A 16,407-nucleotide genomic window follows, 5' to 3' on the forward strand; every position below is an offset into this window, starting at 1 on the left:
GGTTAATAAATCTTAAAGCATATATGTTGTCTGGTATAAATTGATCTTGGTAATTTTTGCTGAGATTGAGCGGTATATTTTTATTCTTTATATTCCTTGCCCGTAGCAATGTCAATAAAATAGCCTTCGTCCCGATTGCGCTCATTTTTATGTTGTACCCACCCGTTGGGATTGATGGTCATGTAGCTTTTGTTGCCGATTCGTTGTTTTGTCTTGTTGTTGTATAAAGTACAGCGACCATCTTTATGGTCCTGTAATGCAAAGATTTGTCGTTTACCATCTAAGGTTTCGATATGTTCGAAATCGGGGTTTATATCCCAAGTCTTTGTACTTGAATTCCATAGGCCTTTTGTGGGTTCTAGATCACCTCGTTTTACATCAATTAAATAAAGATCTTCTGATGAATCGACATATTTTATTTTTCCGGTCTTCCAATTCTTTTTCATGGCATTCGAGGTGAGTAACATGTGTTTGTCTGGCCAGACCAAATTACCCACCTGATCTAGGATATAGAAATTCGGGGCTTTGATGGTGTCCAATAAGTTGCCATCTTTATCTATATATAACCAATCATAAGCCCAGATCGCATGCTCGTAGTTAAATCTGCCCAGAATAAAATAAGGCGAATTAGTCACCGAATAAACTAAGGATATTTCTTTTAGAAAGGCAATCTGTGTCGCGTTGGCTTGTCTAATTTGTTTTGGAAAAGCTTTGTCGTATTGTGGAAAGGCATATATACTCCCTGTATTATTGTCCTTTAGTAGTTTGGGGATTGTTGGGCTGTAGCGCTCCTGGTTGATGGAATCGAGCTGTATGGCCTCATTTTTCCAAAGAAGGTCTATTTTGTCTATGCCTGTCAAAGCGGATAAAACCGGTTTTTTGCTTTTGATATCAAGGATGGCAAAACTGTTTGTTGATGCTGGAATATAACGTCCGTTTTCCAAGGGCACTTCAATGTGTTCTTCTATTTTCTTAAGTTTTTGATCTTTTAGTAGATATAGGTTTCCATTGAGGATCAGATGCTTATCGTCTAAGGGGTAAGCCGCAAGATTATATTCGTTTTCATCGTAAGGAATGTCTTTCTTTAACAGAACCTGATTACTTTCCAATACCCGTATTTCTAGTTTTACATAGGTGCCTGTTTTCTTGATATAGCTGCTTAGGATATTCCAGTCCCACTTCCAAAAGGGTAAATTCTTTTCATATTCCTGGCGTTTCATTACGAGAGTCAGCTGTTCGAGCTCTAAGAGCTGTAAATCTGCGTCGGAATAATGTTCGATAAATTCACCTTTGCTGTTAATGATCCCCGTTTGATCCTTTTCATTGGCTACCAGTGCATATCCTGTGGACGTGAAAGGCTGAGCCCAATGGAACTCTTGGGATAGCTTCTTATGGAATGCGCTGTCGACATAGACAAACTGCTTGTTTTTGGTTTGATAGGGAATCCATTTAACCCGGTCATTTTTTGTGATTATGGCGGATTCCTGTGCACATGCTGTGATACATAGCATAGCTGTTATACTTAGCAATAATGATTTGATCATCCTTTTTTTTCTATAAATTGGACCTACTTGTTTGCAGCTCGCATGTTATTGCAATTGCTCTCGTTGATCGAGCCGAATGCGAATCGTACACGCGCTGAAACGCGTTGGTTTCGAAGCTAAAGTAGTGGAAAACAAGCTTTAGAAAAATAGCCGATTTCAGTGATTATCTTGGCGGCAATCAGGGAAGATTTAGTGTAATGAAAGTGAAATAGAATACCGCATATTGTAAGTTATAGCCTGTTGGCGTGTAATATTGACCGTTCATTGGACAGATGATATCGGGAAGGAGCAGCGCTAATTTTGGGGTTGAGCCGATTAAATTGGTTAATCGGCTCAAATTTTGCTTATTGTTGAGCCGATTAGTGTGATCACTTTTTAGTAACCGGAACCAAAATAACCTCCCCTTTGTCGGTTTGGTACCAGTATTTGTTGCCTAGGTCATCTTCGAAATCATGGTTTACTCGCGACTTATCAACCTTTCTGAAGCTTTTTACATCAGGGCCATTGAATATTTTATTTCCAATGAAAATGTGGTTCGCGTCTTTTGCTACAGCGAACTTGAGAACCTCGAAGGTTTTCGGATCTGCTTCAGCAAATAATCGTTGCTCGTAATAGACATGATTTTTGTCGCGCGACCAAAGGACTTTTCCATTTGCCCCTTCCAATAGCTCGAAACTTTCGGCATCGACCGCTGCATATTCAAATTGCTTACCCGAGATAATCACCAATTGGTCAATGATTACTGTCTTATCATTAAGGAATTTTATGTTGTTTGACGAGGGAAGTTCGATCTCCAGTATACCGATGTTTTGATAAGGCTCGTAGTAGAGCAGTATTCGGTCATTCAGTAGTAGATAGGCTATATTGAGAGACTTAACGTTCTCTGTTTTATAGTGGAGCGGAAGAATCGCTTTGTCTGTTACTACGAAAAGCTGATTTTTATCTTTTACAAAATTACTGTTAACTACGTTGAATGAAGCATAGTCGACGTTCAGCGGTTGATACCTATAAAAGTAATGTGCTTTATCTTTAGCTAGTGCTGGAAGTTTATGATATAACGTTTTATAAGTCGCAGGATCGGCACCTTCGATAATGGTGAGCTGATTTTGGCTACAAGATGAAGTAGCCGAAGCAAAACCTTCAAACTTGAATACATGCTCCTGATCGATTGGAATGTTGTTTTTCAGTTGAAAGGTCTTTACATCGACCAGCTCTTGCGGGCACCCCATAAAATAGACGCGATCTTTATCGCGGGCATAGACCTCTTTGATCACAGCAAAACTTGCCAGATCTGCAACCATCTTTCTCGAGCCTCGTTCAAAGCCGTTTCCGCCCGGTATAAAATAAATCGCACCGCTCTTTTTGTAGTAATCTTCAGACAAAGGACTCACTTGCTCTTTGCAGGAAAAGAGCAGACCTATCAAAGCACTTATTATTCCCATTTTTAAGATATTTTTCATACTCGCCAACGTTATACCTTATCGCAATTATTGATTATTCATTGATGTAACGCACCGCAAAATCGATCCAGTCTGAAATGGATTCATCCATATAGATATCGGGCTGTATACCTATATTGTCAATCGGATATTGCGGTAAACGGGTAGATCGGTAGGTCGGCAAAAGGAGCTGGTAGTTGTCGCAACCAAATTTGAATTCACGTATAGAGCCATAGTCAAGGGCGCCCATGCTCGGGGTTCCCATGATTTTTACTTTTTTGCTCTGGCGGGAACTGAATAAAAAATTCTCTGCTGAACTGGCTACATTTCTATTGGCTAGGATAATGACCTGCTGCGGACTTTTTTTATTAATAGCAATCGTATCTATGATTACCTTCTTGTCACCATACAGTACAAATTTTCCGATATTCTCCCTGTATTCCCGAAGATCTTCGTCAATTCTTTTTACTTCATTCAGAGAATCCTGCTTGATATTCTTGATGGCATAATCACGCAAACCATTGATTAAGGTCTGTGTCGCAAAAAACTCAACACTCATAATTCGGATGGGATTAGTTAAGATGTAAGGCAACAGCGGCTGGTATACATCGTCCGTTCCACCACCGTTGTTTCGTACATCTATAATAAGTCCTTTACTGCTTTCGATCTTTTCTTTGTTTTTTTCGATCAGCTCTTTGAAAGGGGCTATGTTTTCGTACCCGAAGCTTGAGATCTTAATATAAAATATATCGGGACTGATCGATTTTGAACTTATTTCCTCTTCTGGTTCTACCTTTGGGTTTTCGGTACTTGTCTGTGGAGCATTTTTCTTTTTGGAAAGATCATCTAAGACAATGTGTTCATCGTGGAAGAAGTCAAGATATTCCTGCAAAAGTTGCATGCAGGTCCAATTTGAAACCAGCAAGCTTTTCTTTGTCAATATATTTTTTTTAACTTGGTACAGGTCCTTATTCTGCTTGGTTTTTTCTGGAAAACCGGGGTACTCGCTCTCTATTTTTACAATTAATTGCTTAAGTGCCTGTGAGCAGTTGCAGGTGGTTTGACCATATATTGGTCGAACAAAGAAAACAAGACAAAAGATGAGGAATAATTTGGTATTGGTCATGGATATTGTTGTTAAAATTAATGCAATTTAAGAAATAGCGTATTTTCTGATAGCTTAAAAATTGAATAGCCTAAAAATAATAGAAATATATAATTGGTTCGTGAGTTGTTTACAATTCGCAGCATAAATTTATAATTTGTAAAAGCTAGAAATAAATGGTCATCTGTCTATGTACAGGCTGGTATCCTTTATTTAAAATTTTAATGATAAATAATATTTTGATTTGGTTTTGTTTATTTATATATTTGTATATATAAACTATATTAATGTATTCTATTTTGTTTTTCTTTTAATGGGAAAACAAAGTGTTTTCTCTGTCTATATTGCCAGCGACGGTGAAACACTTTTTCGCTAAATGAATGATTTGAATACATGTTGATTTAAATGCTGGTATTTCCTGAAAAGCCAAGGGGCGAACGTCTATATGTAGTAATGTGTTAACCCCTCTTTAGTCTCCTTGGTTGTAATACTGTTTTTTTACAATAAAGTATTGATTATTTGCAATAATGATCTGTAACAGTCTGATCTGTTGGAGTAATTTATTGTGCCAAATTTTTAATCTTAAATCATTTAGTATGGAAATTAATAGCCAATTAATTATCGATCGGCTTTCTCAGCGTATGGATCTCGATCGTGCCTATCTTTTTAAATATCAGTTTCTCGGTCAGGATCATTATCATTTGCTTCTTGCGCTCAAGCATGTGAGCGGGCTTTCACCGAAGGTATTAAAGCCTATTGTGGAATTATGTTTAATGGACCAGAAGAATATTTCCTTTGAGCTGGTTCCAATTGCTGAAATGCTCAGTAAAGTCAAAGTGGGTAGTCTGTATTATTCCTATGCCTCCCTACCTGAAAATACTGTTCATCAGGCTAGTAACAAAAAGAACCCACCCCTTCAGGCGAAAGAACTAAAAAGTGTTCTAGAAATAGCTGATGAATATTACCAGAAGCTCTTGCCTATTTCAGCGGGATTCCTACAGGGGGCTGAAACATTTGGTCAACAGGGCAACTATCAAAGGGCTATATTTATGTTACATCAAAGTATGGAAAACCACTTGCGTTTTTTACAGCTAATGATTGACGGAAAAGCCAATAATGTACATCATGTTAATAACAGAATTAAAAGCGTCAATGAGCATTTTTCCATGTTAAGGGAGTCCCTTGTCGGAAAGGATGAGGAAGAAAAGAAACGTTTTAGATTATTGGACAGTGCCTTTGATGCGGTGAAACAAAACAAGGATCTCGAAATCTCCGCCTTTGATGCCTCCTGGCTTTATGAGCATTGCAAGTTTGTTCTTCATACGATTGAACAGCTGTACTTGAGTTTTATGGAAGGCCTTAAAACGGGCTATGAAAAATTGTTGGCAAAAGAGCAACAAAAAGTCGTAAATAAAAACGTCGAAGTTGTAGCAGGTAATCTGGGGGCGAAGGAGACTACATTATCGAGTACTACGGCCTCGCAGTTTCATGCATTTCCTTGGCCGGAGCGGTATGAGACAGATATACTTCATGTGCTGGCTCAAATTCGTCAGGAGAATAATCCCGAACAAATGATGCTGCTCAATTATTACGTCAGCGATGCACATGGGAAAGGACTTTTTCATTTTCCTGCGGTGGAAAATGAAAAGGCAGAAATATACCTTGCAGTAATAAAAAAGAAAATAGGTCACTGTCATTTTCGAAAAATCGTTTATGGTAGAGTTACTGCAATTGTAGCTTTTCTGAGTACAGATTTCCTGGCAACAAAACTGGATCTAGGCAGCCGTTTCTCACATACCATCTGGAATGAATCTGTTGTTGTTTACCGTCGTCCGAGTTATAAACCGAGGTATTCCGTTTCTCCGATCAATTGGCATGATACATTGTTTAAGACATCTATTTCATGGACACGCAATTCAAAACTCATGCAGGATCTGCTGGGTGTATTTGCTTTTGAAGGACTTGCTAGTCCACAATTGGCTGTATTATTTTTAAATCAATTGACATCAATTGGACTATACAGTTATCTCTACCTACGGGTCGGTTATGCCCCAATGAATGTGACTATAGCCGATCTGGTGGACTGGACCTGTATCTGTGATAAAAAGGTGAAAGAATTTTTTACAATAAGAAGTGAGGTGGAGGAAATATTGAATGCAGAGCTGTTAAAACACATGAAAGGGCGGGTCTATGAGCTTCCTGCACAATTGGCTCAGCTTGATATGGACTACTTTAAGTCAAAAGCGAAGGAAATTACGGATTTCTTTGTCGATCTCTGCGATCAGAGCATACGGTATATGGAGTTGAAATCGGAGGTTAAGTCCAATAAACAATAAAGGAGGATTTATGGAAAATAGTGTTGAAAATCTGGAGTTAGTAACAGATGTTGTTCCGATTATACCTGACAAAGAGAAGAATAGCTTTATTATTCCTTGGGAAAACCAAGAGGATCTTTATATTTCATCAGACTACTTTCTTAAGCGCTATAAAGGAGAAATACCACTGACGGATTTTCAGCTTTATAGTTACAGCGTTAGGATAATCAAAGTCAACAAGTTTAAATGGCCATTTTCTCTAAGAAGAGACGGAAATTATAAAAACAAAAATCTCAAAATTGATCTCGAGATCCGAGAAATCGGATTGAAGGTTAAGTGCGATTGTAAAAAGCGTCATGATAGTCTGTGTGATTATGTAATTATTGGACTTTATCGTAAGTTTTTAGTCAGTAATAAATTCTTACATGATTTATATGCAAAAGATATTGCCATCCTACCCGAAAGTCAGCATAAGTACTTTCAATTGGGTATTTCTAGGCTATATTACCGCAAGGACAAGGTTTGTATTGAAAATCATAATCAATTTGGTCAGGTATATAATTATTTCGACCACCAGGAGCTTGAATCGGAATTGCTAGATGCAGCATCTGAAAACCGATGGATGGAACAGCATGAGGCGCCTTTTCCGAATTTTATGTATGTTATTCCTAGAGAGCGTCAGGTGGACGGACTACCCTTTTTAATACCTTTTGAAATAAACAGTAAGATAAATTATTTAGGAGAATTTGGTAATAAGTTGGCGAATTTTGCTGATAGTGATGTTTTAAAAATCGATTTATGTCGTAAGATTTTAGCTTTTTCCAAAAGTCCACAAAGACAATTAGGGGATAGGGAAAAAGATGAGATGCGAAATGACGCTGATCGTGTGGAGAAGGATATTATCATCAGTGCTTGGCGTAAACTTTTGGAAGGAAAATCGGATCAAAGATTACGTGTTGCTTTTGTCGATAGAAATAATTTTAAAACTACAATTGAAAACTTCAAATATCCATCCAAATATCGTACAACGTATCGGAATGTGATTTTGGCGGGCGATGATCTTAGTCTGAAATTTCATTTGAAAGAAGGCAGCGATCACCTGCTTCTATCGTTAATTCTTGTCTACAAAGGAGAGGAGTTGAAAGACTATACATCCGAATGTCGGTCCAATTTCTTCTTTATCAATCTAAATGAAGATGAGTGTCTTTTTGTTGATAATCTTCAAAAGGAGTTTCTATTACGTTTCTTTTACAGTATTTCTACTAAAATAACGGTGTTAAAGCGGGACTATGAAGACTTCTTTACACGTATGTTGATTCCATTGTCAACATCCCTTCATATAGACCTTGAACCTTTAAAAAAGGATACAGTTTTTATTTTTAATACCGCTCATCATGTGCCTCAATTTAAGGTTGTGGTGGAGAAAGACGACGATGATCATTTAAATTTCGAATTGAAAGCTACGCTGAGTGAAAAGGAAGAATATGTAATTCCATATGGAGGAAACTTGATTTTAAAACCGGAAAATGGAACCTGCCTGTATACTGAGCGAGATCTTGTTGGCGAGCATGAGTTTAATACCTTTATTGAAGCTCAGTTGCCAAATTTGAAAAGCTGCACCAATAGAATGGTTAAGCGCTTGGAATGGCAGGCGCATAGCAACAGAAATAGACTGTATGAATTTATAAAAAAATGTAAGAGCAAGGGGTACAAAACTATTCTGAACAATATTTCAAAGGGAGCTTATTTGCTGCCACACCAACTGAAATGGGAAGTATTGGATATTCGTCAGGACAATAATGTATTTTCCATTTACATGATTTTCAAATTTGGAACAACGACCTATTTACCGGGAGAGTTTGAAGAAAAGATCATAAACGACTACAGTAGCATCCAATTGGCAGATAAATCTTTCGGATATATTAAAGCCTCAGATAAAGCATTATTTGATGTCCTGTTTAAGTATGCGCTGGTTGAAACCGACTGTCTTAAACTCACTTCAGCCCAATTGCTATCTTTCCAAACACGGCTGGATCGAATTGATCCCCGTATTATTCAAAATAGCCTAGCTGAACGTCGAAAGAAACTGTTGGATACGGATGAAATAGCCCTGTTGGATGTTCCGAAAGAGATCCAGGCAGAGTTGCGCCCTTACCAACAGGCAGGATTTAGCTGGATGGTATTCTTAAGCGATTTTCAATGGGGCGGTATCTTGGCTGATGATATGGGATTAGGGAAAACCTTACAGGCAATAACGCTTTTGGAATATTTCTATCAAAATAATCCAAAAGCAGCCCCCTCAATTATTATTGTACCCAATTCCCTGCTATTCAATTGGCTGGCAGAATTTAAGAAATTTTCCCCAAATCGTCGGACAGCTATTTATCATGGACAAAAAAGGAGGGAAATCACAGAAATAGAGAACGAATCCATCTTGATTACGACCTATGGAACAGTTATGATGGAGCTTGATTTTCTTAAATCCCAGTCCTTTAGTTACATGATTTTAGATGAGTCGCAGGCGATAAAAAATCGTAATTCAAAAAGATTTAGATCGCTCACTGAGCTAAAATCCTGCTATCGCATAGCGATGACAGGAACACCTATTGAAAATGGCGTGGAGGATATCTATGCACAAATGAGTATGGTCAACCCGGGTTTTTTTGGAACTTATGGCAATTTTAATAATACCTATCGGGGGATCAAAGATGAAAATACAGCGCAAGAAACTGTCCTTGGCCTCCAAAAGATGATCCAACCTTTTGTCCTTCGGCGTACAAAAAAACAGGTTGCTTTGGACCTTCCTGAAAAGACCGAAACAATTCTGTATATGGATATGCTTCCGGAGCAAAGAAAGATATACGATAAGGTCAGAAAGATATTCAAGGGGGAGATTGAAAGTAATCTGAATAGCGCTGACTCCACGAAATCCAAATTTTTGGCGATTGAGGCCCTGCAAAAACTACGGCAGCTTTGCAACTCGCCCATTCTGATGAAAGATGGCGGCTTCGGTCATGAATCTATTAAATTGGATTTTATTGATGAGATCATGGATGAAGTAGCTCCAAATCATAAGATTCTTCTCTTTTCGGCGTATACTTCCATGCTTAAGCTGGTGGCTCAACGAATCGAAAATAAGGGAATAGCTTATGTCTACCTTGATGGTAAGATGAATCAAGATCAGCGGCAAAATGCGGTCGAAAGATTTCAGAACGAGGACGAATGCCGTGTGTTTCTCATTAGCCTTAAAGCGGGAGGAACCGGCTTAAATCTAACGGCTGCCGACTATGTCTATATTTTAGACCCCTGGTGGAATCCTGCTGCCGAAGCACAGGCGATAGATCGTTGTTATCGAATAGGGCAAGAAAAGCATGTGATGGCTTATAAGATTGTTTGTCGGGATTCCGTTGAGGAGCACATCTTAGCCCTTCAAGAAAGTAAAAAACGAATATCCGAAGGACTGATTTTAGATGAGGCTAATCTAATGAAATCGATCAGTAAAGATGAGCTGCTTAAATTATTTGAATAACCAATTGTACACTATAATGATCAAAAAAGTATCTCCACAAAAAGCATCCTATGGGGGAATGATGTATTCGCACGACTTTCAACTATGGTACACCTATCTAAAACGGAGGATAGAAAAGGGCTGGAGACCTGAAGAACTGTCGTTCTTGGTTGGTAGACCTGATCACGCGTATTTAGACTTTGAAAAAATGTATCAGGTGCGAAGTTTTTTGGCTCAGGAATCGATCTCACTGGATCGAATATACATGAGCTCATGCATTGAACCGATGGAATTCCATCGCGAAAGATATGAAGCTACCGAAGAACGTCTCGTCCGTCTTCATATTGAAGAGGACGAGGTCAGGTGGCATTATTCTATCGAAATTCCTTGGCAGTTTGTCTCGCAAAAAAAGTCTTCAATTGCATTGCAATTTGAGGAATGGAAAGCTGAAAAAGATATCCAGCATGAATCGGATGCGATGTTACATGTACGCCAAAAGATTGAAGGGCTATTGGATCTGGAATTCTTTGTGCATGGTGCAGCTCCTTGGCAACTGTTTCGGAAAGTTAAGGAAACGGGACAGGTTCATCTCCAGATTTATCCAAGGCATTTGAAAAATGTGCTGTATGGACTCATTCAGCAAAACAGGTTGGTCGTCAGAAATGTGGAAGGAAGGTATTCTTTTTATCCGGTCGATAGAAAGGAGGAGCATGCAAAATTTAATTAATGATATTGGCAGAGAGAGATTTCGTGCAGAATTTTCTATGTACTATGCGGGGATTATTTATCTCCTGATATTAAATCGGATCAGCTTCGGATTTACTCGTGAAGAAATGGCTTTCTTAATGGGACAAAAGGAAACCTACGTTAAGGAAATGGAAGAACTCAAAATACCGGCCGGAAATCTTGAAGTTATGGTCCACCTGAATTGGGTTTTCAACATTAGGAAAGTAGATATCAGTAAATTTGATAATAAAATCAGCTATCAGTTTGAGTTCTCGATTTGGGAAGAAAAAGGTATCCGCCACTACCAAATGGAATATTTTATCAATGCCGTAGAAACCATAACTTTTTTCCAGTTAATGGAAGAAATCAGCCCCGAAGATCCAGCACAAGTTGAACAGTATACAAGTGATTGCATGGCCGTGGAACTCCTTTTGGATAAGCTTATCCAAAAAGATTATTTTAAGAAATACAGAACGCCGCTTGAACTTTGGCGCTATACGGAAAAATACCTGGAAGAAAATATCCGCGTGAAAAGCTTGATGCGGGAACTGGTGGTGTTGGTAGGAAAGAAGGGAAGCGCACCGCTGCGGAAAACTAAAGCCAAAAGTTTTGGCTTCCGCTATATTGAACATAAATAAAAAAAATATGGAAGATATTACTGGAGTACCTTTAGAGGTACCGCGAAATTTTCGGTTAATATGCGAGCTTTTTGGCATCGCTGCACCAGCTTTTATTCAATTGTTTCTAGATCATTACTCTTTTATAGATCAAAATTTTACAGATAATTCAAGCTACAATATTGCCACTAGAGCCGTACGTTATGTCAACGATAAAATTCCTAAAGTCGATAATCCTTTAAAAATTGAATTCGAAAAGAACGAAAAGGAAATGGTGGTGAAATTATTGCGACGTCAGGTAAAATTGGCAATCAATAGAAATTATAGCACGGGCGAGCGCAGAAATAAAGGCCGTATGATCACTGCACAGATCTATGACTTTTTTGCTACAAAAGTGCGGCTTAAAGACCGCATCTATTTAAACGAAAACATATCCTTTAAATTGAGTAAGGGTTTTCTGCTGACTTGCCTGATAAATGGTGTTCATCCAGCGCATTATATCAACACCATGATGCAACAGGTATCTACACCCGACTTTTTAGCAACAATGCACTTGGATAAAGCTACCTATAATCCAGTTTTGGGACTTATTCATCGTGTCCATGATGGTTATGGAGATCTTATTGATTGGGAATATCGCCATACGCCTTTTTTTAAACGATTTATTATGGATTTACAGGAACTCAATAAACGCTATTTTTTTTATCGCGACCTCGATAAAAGAATAGCGCTGTATGAGGCCTGGCTCGATCGTATTTTGGAATCTAAAGATGAAGAGTTTGAGTTATAAATGAATTGTGGAAAGCTACTTGTCTTTTTATAAAGGAGGACTTGCATCAAAGTGGTTAGACAGGTACGATATGGATGAAGCCATTAATGACTTTTTAAATGAATAAATATGAAAACATTAGAAAATATTAAATTAACGCCAGCATTTAAGCAATTTTGCGACCTGTTCAATTTCACACCGGAAGAAGTTGTACAGGAATTTATTGATAAGATTGACATTGCTGAGTATATGTGTGATCCAATACACCCCGACCGTTGGGCTAATGTATTTGCGATGGAATATTTGATCCAATATACGCAGTCCGAAAATAGTATCGTTGAATATGGGGAATTTGCAGAAGAGTGGGTGAAAATGATGGAGACGAATGAGGGGGGAGACCTTGTCGGAAAAACAAGATCGCTATTGGATGCTTGGCATAAAAGAGTTTTAGAGGACCGCATCCATCTTATCATGAAAGGAGATGAAGGGAAGGATATAGTATAACGCTATGTTAAGTTTGATCAACCTTGTAAAATACGACGATCAAAATGTGTAGAACGAGCTAGTCAATACCAAGGTACCTATAGTGATTATAACATGCAATCAAAATGAATTGCTATATTTAATCATGCACGCAAAACCTGAACAACATAAAACATCAATAGTACCAGCATTATTCAAAGTGCTTGTTGGTACTATTGGTGTTTTTGCTATTATGACAGTTTGTTTCTATCAGAATGAACTGGATGTCGATGGCAATTTAACAGTAGGGTTTCCATGGATATTCTATAGGGAGGGAAGCGGCTATAGCCCTGATCTTAATGAGCAGGTCGGATACCATGAGTTTGAACCTCTAAATTTGATCGGCAATATTCTTTTTGCGGCTACTTTATATCTTCTGATTTTATGGATTTATAGTTTTGTTAGCAGGAAGCCTAAGCAATAAATGCTAGGTGTATTGTTATCCTTTTGTTAAGCTTTCGTAGTTTGCTAACCCGGTTTAGTTAAAAACTGTTAATGTTTTATTGACCCTGCCTTCATATAGCATTTGTAATCTTGTACCCATAAATCAAATGCGCTACTTATGAAATTTAAAGCCGACAATGTCTTTTGTTTGTTATGTGCTATCGCAGCAAGCTCACCAGCTGTTCAAGCCAAACCACTCACACTAACCTCATCGCAATTTACGCATGTACAGGGAATCGTAAAAGGTCGTGTCGTCGACGCCCAAGGACGTGCTGTCGCTGGAGCAACCGTCCAAAATTTGAAAAGTAAAAGATCTGTTCAGTCTGACGAAAAAGGAAATTTTCAGATCGAAGCCGAAATGGGCGACAACCTAAGTATTTCCTTTATTGGGTATAGCAGACTTGTGCAAGCTGTTACCCAATCCAATGGGCAGATATTTTCCTTACAGACCGATGAAAACACACTGGAAGAGGTGACCATCTCTATCGGATATCAGCGAATCAGAAAGTCGGATGTTACTGGCGCGATCGCTAGCGTTAAGGCCGAGGAACTCAATTTGAGCGCACCAAAGTTATCCCAGGCGTTGGTTGGTAAGGTAGCAGGTGTACAAGTCATGCAGACAAGTGGTGCCCCATACGATGGTACCAAAATGCGTGTCCGCGGTATGGGATCGATCAACGCTGGTTCGGATCCACTGTACGTTATTGATGGCTATCCTGCAGGAAACAATTTGAATATCAACCCCAATGATATTGAATCTATCGATGTGCTAAAGGATGCTGCTTCTGCAGCCATCTATGGCTCGCGTGGCGCCGGCGGTGTTGTATTGATCACAACCAAGCGTGGCAAGGAAGGTAAAAGTAATGTAGACTACGAAGTATTGGGTGGCTTTGGTCAGCTTTCCAAGAAAATTGATGTTCTAAATTCAGAACAGTTTATTGATCTGCTGATTGATGGTCGTAACAATTCCTATAGAGACCTGTTGGCCACGAAAGGGATCGCCTGGAGCGACAGTAGGCGCTTTGATGATAATAAAACACGTATCGCCAATGTTGGAAATGCTGGCTCAGTAAGTATTCCTGAAGATTACTATGACTTTGCGTCTGGTACAGCAAAAAAAGCGAAATACGATACGGATTGGCAGGATGCGCTATACCGTAATGCACCTTTCCAACGTCATAATCTCTCTACATATGGCGGTAACGAAAAAAATCGCTATTTCCTAAGTGGATCTTATCAGAATCAGCAGGGTATCATGCTTGGTACGGATCAGAAAGTCTTTAATTTCCGGGCCAATATCGATAGCAAAGTGAGTAAAAGACTGACCGTTGGCGCTAATGTATCGTTCACGTATAACGACAATAATGAGGTAACTACCGGACGTTACGATAGAAGTCCATCCATGGCGGCTTTGATCTATCTGCCGACGTTACCTGTTTATAATGAAGATGGGACTTATGCTAAATATCTGATGGCCGATCTTTCTGCCAATAATTATGGTATCCAGAATCCAGAAAACCCATTGGCTTATGTCACTGAGATTAAAAATAACCGTCGTGGAAAGCGTGGTTTATACAATGCTTTTGCTGATTTTTCCATTATCGATGGCCTAAATCTCAAAGTAAACGGTGGACTGTCTACTTATGACGAGAAGTATAATTATTTCCGTCCGACAAGTATATCCGATGGAAACAACAAACCGTTTTCACCGCAGGCAATTTCTGCGGCCTATGCAGATGCCAAGACAAAAAGTGAATTGGACAAATTGCTGGAAACAACGTTAAACTACAACAAAACCTTTGGTGGTAAACACCAGGTATCCGCATTATTAGGTTATTCGGCTCAACGAACAGATTACGATTATCAAGGTGTGAGAGCCAACGGTTTTAATAATAATGCTATAGGTGAAATTACCGACAAGGGTGCTGATCCTTCTAATTTCCAATTGCTAAAAGACGATACGTTCAAACGCATCACCACGCTCCAGTCTTATTTTAGCCGCGTAAATTACAGCTTCGATTCGAAATATTTCCTTTCGGCATCCATTCGTACAGACGGTTCATCGCGCTTTGGACCGAACAGTAAATGGGGAACTTTTCCATCGGTTTCAGCTGGTTGGACTCTCTCCAAGGAGGAATTTTATACGGATTGGTTAGGGCAACAATCGACAGTCAAACTAAGAGCGAGCTGGGGACGTAGTGGAAATAATAATATTGGTGATTACAATGCGATATCCGTGATCAACTCACCAGCAGGTGTAATCCTTGGCGATAAAGTAGAGACCTCGTATACGGCAGGCAATCTACTCGATCCAAAATTGAGCTGGGAAACAACCTCGCAATACAACGCCGGTCTTGATCTCGGTTTGTTGAAAGGCCGCCTCAACATTATGACCAACTTCTACCTGAGCCGTTCCTTCAATTTATTATTCAACCAACCACTCTCTGCTGTATCTGGATCAACGACGATCTTGACCAATCTCCCTAATTCGAAGGTGCAGAATAAAGGCTTTGATTTACAGGTTGATGCTACGCTGATTCGTAAAAATGAATTTGAACTAGGCTTGAGCGGGAATATCAATGTAAACAGAAATAAAGTGCTCGATCTTGGCGGGGCTTCTACCATCTTGACGAATGGTGCTGAACGCTCTTACTTAACGCATATTACGCAAGAGGGAAGTCCAATTGGTATGTTCTACGGTTTTAAAGTTCTGGGTGTCGCAACTGAAGAGAATTATAAAACTGTTGCACCTTCAGCGGCTTCAACCACTCCGCTACAACCTGGAGATCTCTATTTTGAAGATGTAGATGGCAATGGTATCGTCAATGATGCAGATAAACGGGTGATCGGCAATCCACATCCTAATTTCACCTATGGCTTTGCTCTTAATGCGCGCTATAAGGCTTTTGATCTAAGGGCATCATTTAATGGTTCCCAAGGAAATAAAGTATTGGATGGCTATGATTATTACCTCTACAATATGGAAGGCTCCGGCAATCAATATGCAGATGTGGCACAACGTTACCGTTCAGCTCAAAATCCCGGAAATGGTAAAGTATACCGTGCATCGCGTGGTGGTACGCAAAGTAACAGTACACGCCTTTCCGATTTTTATTTGCAGGACGGTTCATTCTTGCGGATGACAAATATTGCTTTGGGCTACAATCTTCCCAAAGGTTTGGTAGAAAAATTAACGCTTTCTGGGCTAAGAGTCTACGCTACTGTAGACAATCCATTTACGATTTCTAAATACAAAGGCTACAATCCAGAACCGGATTACAATCAGCGTGGTAATTTGACTCCGGGTGTGGATTATGGGCTTTATCCATTGGTGAGATCATATAACCTTGGCGTGAAAGTCACTTTTTAATAGCAGTATGTAGGAGCTATTTGTGCAGCGGAAATATTAAGCAAAAAC

11 protein-coding genes are annotated in these 16,407 nt (G+C 39.2%); 8 read left to right on the plus strand and 3 right to left on the minus strand.

What is annotated here, in order from left to right:
- Positions 1–80 precede the first annotated feature (80 nt).
- The 3 genes from B3E00_RS17365 to B3E00_RS17375 form a co-directional block, all read right to left on the minus strand.
- Positions 81–1,544: a hypothetical protein gene (locus B3E00_RS17365; RefSeq protein WP_293939490.1), complete on the minus strand. Its 1,464-nt coding sequence runs from the start codon at positions 1,542–1,544 to the stop codon at positions 81–83.
- 368 nt (positions 1,545–1,912) lie between these two features.
- Positions 1,913–3,004 carry a DKNYY domain-containing protein gene (locus tag B3E00_RS17370; protein ID WP_293939492.1) on the minus strand — a complete coding sequence of 364 codons (1,092 nt, stop codon included), beginning with the start codon at positions 3,002–3,004 and terminating at the stop codon, positions 1,913–1,915.
- A 34-nt stretch (positions 3,005–3,038) separates the two neighbouring features.
- A complete protein-coding gene (locus tag B3E00_RS17375) occupies positions 3,039–4,109 on the minus strand; it encodes a S41 family peptidase (protein ID WP_293939494.1) in 1,071 nt (356 codons plus the stop codon).
- A 575-nt stretch (positions 4,110–4,684) separates the two neighbouring features.
- On the opposite strand from B3E00_RS17375, the gene B3E00_RS17380 reads away from it, so the two are divergent.
- From B3E00_RS17380 to B3E00_RS17415, 8 genes are all read left to right on the plus strand, one after another.
- On the plus strand, positions 4,685–6,424 hold the full coding sequence (locus tag B3E00_RS17380; protein WP_293939496.1) for a hypothetical protein: 1,740 nt from the start codon (positions 4,685–4,687) through the stop codon (positions 6,422–6,424).
- Between the two features lie 10 nt (positions 6,425–6,434).
- A complete protein-coding gene (locus B3E00_RS17385) occupies positions 6,435–9,932 on the plus strand; it encodes a DEAD/DEAH box helicase (RefSeq protein WP_293939498.1) in 3,498 nt (1,165 codons plus the stop codon).
- 16 nt (positions 9,933–9,948) lie between these two features.
- Positions 9,949–10,638 carry a hypothetical protein gene (locus B3E00_RS17390; protein ID WP_209578689.1) on the plus strand — a complete coding sequence of 230 codons (690 nt, stop codon included), beginning with the start codon at positions 9,949–9,951 and terminating at the stop codon, positions 10,636–10,638.
- On the plus strand, positions 10,622–11,275 hold the full coding sequence (locus B3E00_RS17395; protein ID WP_209578688.1) for a hypothetical protein: 654 nt from the start codon (positions 10,622–10,624) through the stop codon (positions 11,273–11,275). Before B3E00_RS17390 ends, B3E00_RS17395 begins: the two co-directional genes overlap by 17 nt.
- 7 nt (positions 11,276–11,282) lie before the next feature.
- Positions 11,283–12,044, plus strand: a complete 762-nt coding sequence (locus B3E00_RS17400) for a hypothetical protein (protein WP_293939501.1) — start codon at positions 11,283–11,285, stop codon at positions 12,042–12,044.
- Between the two features lie 108 nt (positions 12,045–12,152).
- Positions 12,153–12,527, plus strand: a complete 375-nt coding sequence (locus tag B3E00_RS17405; RefSeq protein ID WP_293886544.1) for a hypothetical protein — start codon at positions 12,153–12,155, stop codon at positions 12,525–12,527.
- A gap of 124 nt (positions 12,528–12,651) precedes the next feature.
- Positions 12,652–12,969 carry a hypothetical protein gene (locus B3E00_RS17410; protein ID WP_209578685.1) on the plus strand — a complete coding sequence of 106 codons (318 nt, stop codon included), beginning with the start codon at positions 12,652–12,654 and terminating at the stop codon, positions 12,967–12,969.
- 138 nt (positions 12,970–13,107) lie between these two features.
- Positions 13,108–16,359: a SusC/RagA family TonB-linked outer membrane protein gene (locus B3E00_RS17415; protein WP_209578684.1), complete on the plus strand. Its 3,252-nt coding sequence runs from the start codon at positions 13,108–13,110 to the stop codon at positions 16,357–16,359.
- The last annotated feature ends 48 nt before the right edge of the window (positions 16,360–16,407 follow it).

The organism is Sphingobacterium sp. UBA5996 (genome assembly GCF_002429765.1).
Taxonomy (GTDB): domain Bacteria; phylum Bacteroidota; class Bacteroidia; order Sphingobacteriales; family Sphingobacteriaceae; genus Sphingobacterium.

Excerpts from the sequence above, each read along its gene's own strand:
- B3E00_RS17365 (WP_293939490.1), bottom strand. The coding sequence starts at position 1,544 with ATGATCAAATCATTATTGCTAAGTATAACAGCTATGCTATGTATCACA.
- B3E00_RS17370 (WP_293939492.1), bottom strand. The coding sequence starts at position 3,004 with ATGAAAAATATCTTAAAAATGGGAATAATAAGTGCTTTGATAGGTCTG.
- B3E00_RS17375 (WP_293939494.1), bottom strand. The coding sequence starts at position 4,109 with ATGACCAATACCAAATTATTCCTCATCTTTTGTCTTGTTTTCTTTGTT.
- B3E00_RS17380 (WP_293939496.1), top strand. The coding sequence starts at position 4,685 with ATGGAAATTAATAGCCAATTAATTATCGATCGGCTTTCTCAGCGTATG.
- B3E00_RS17385 (WP_293939498.1), top strand. The coding sequence starts at position 6,435 with ATGGAAAATAGTGTTGAAAATCTGGAGTTAGTAACAGATGTTGTTCCG.
- B3E00_RS17390 (WP_209578689.1), top strand. The coding sequence starts at position 9,949 with ATGATCAAAAAAGTATCTCCACAAAAAGCATCCTATGGGGGAATGATG.
- B3E00_RS17395 (WP_209578688.1), top strand. The coding sequence starts at position 10,622 with ATGCAAAATTTAATTAATGATATTGGCAGAGAGAGATTTCGTGCAGAA.
- B3E00_RS17400 (WP_293939501.1), top strand. The coding sequence starts at position 11,283 with ATGGAAGATATTACTGGAGTACCTTTAGAGGTACCGCGAAATTTTCGG.
- B3E00_RS17405 (WP_293886544.1), top strand. The coding sequence starts at position 12,153 with ATGAAAACATTAGAAAATATTAAATTAACGCCAGCATTTAAGCAATTT.
- B3E00_RS17410 (WP_209578685.1), top strand. The coding sequence starts at position 12,652 with ATGCACGCAAAACCTGAACAACATAAAACATCAATAGTACCAGCATTA.
- B3E00_RS17415 (WP_209578684.1), top strand. The coding sequence starts at position 13,108 with ATGAAATTTAAAGCCGACAATGTCTTTTGTTTGTTATGTGCTATCGCA.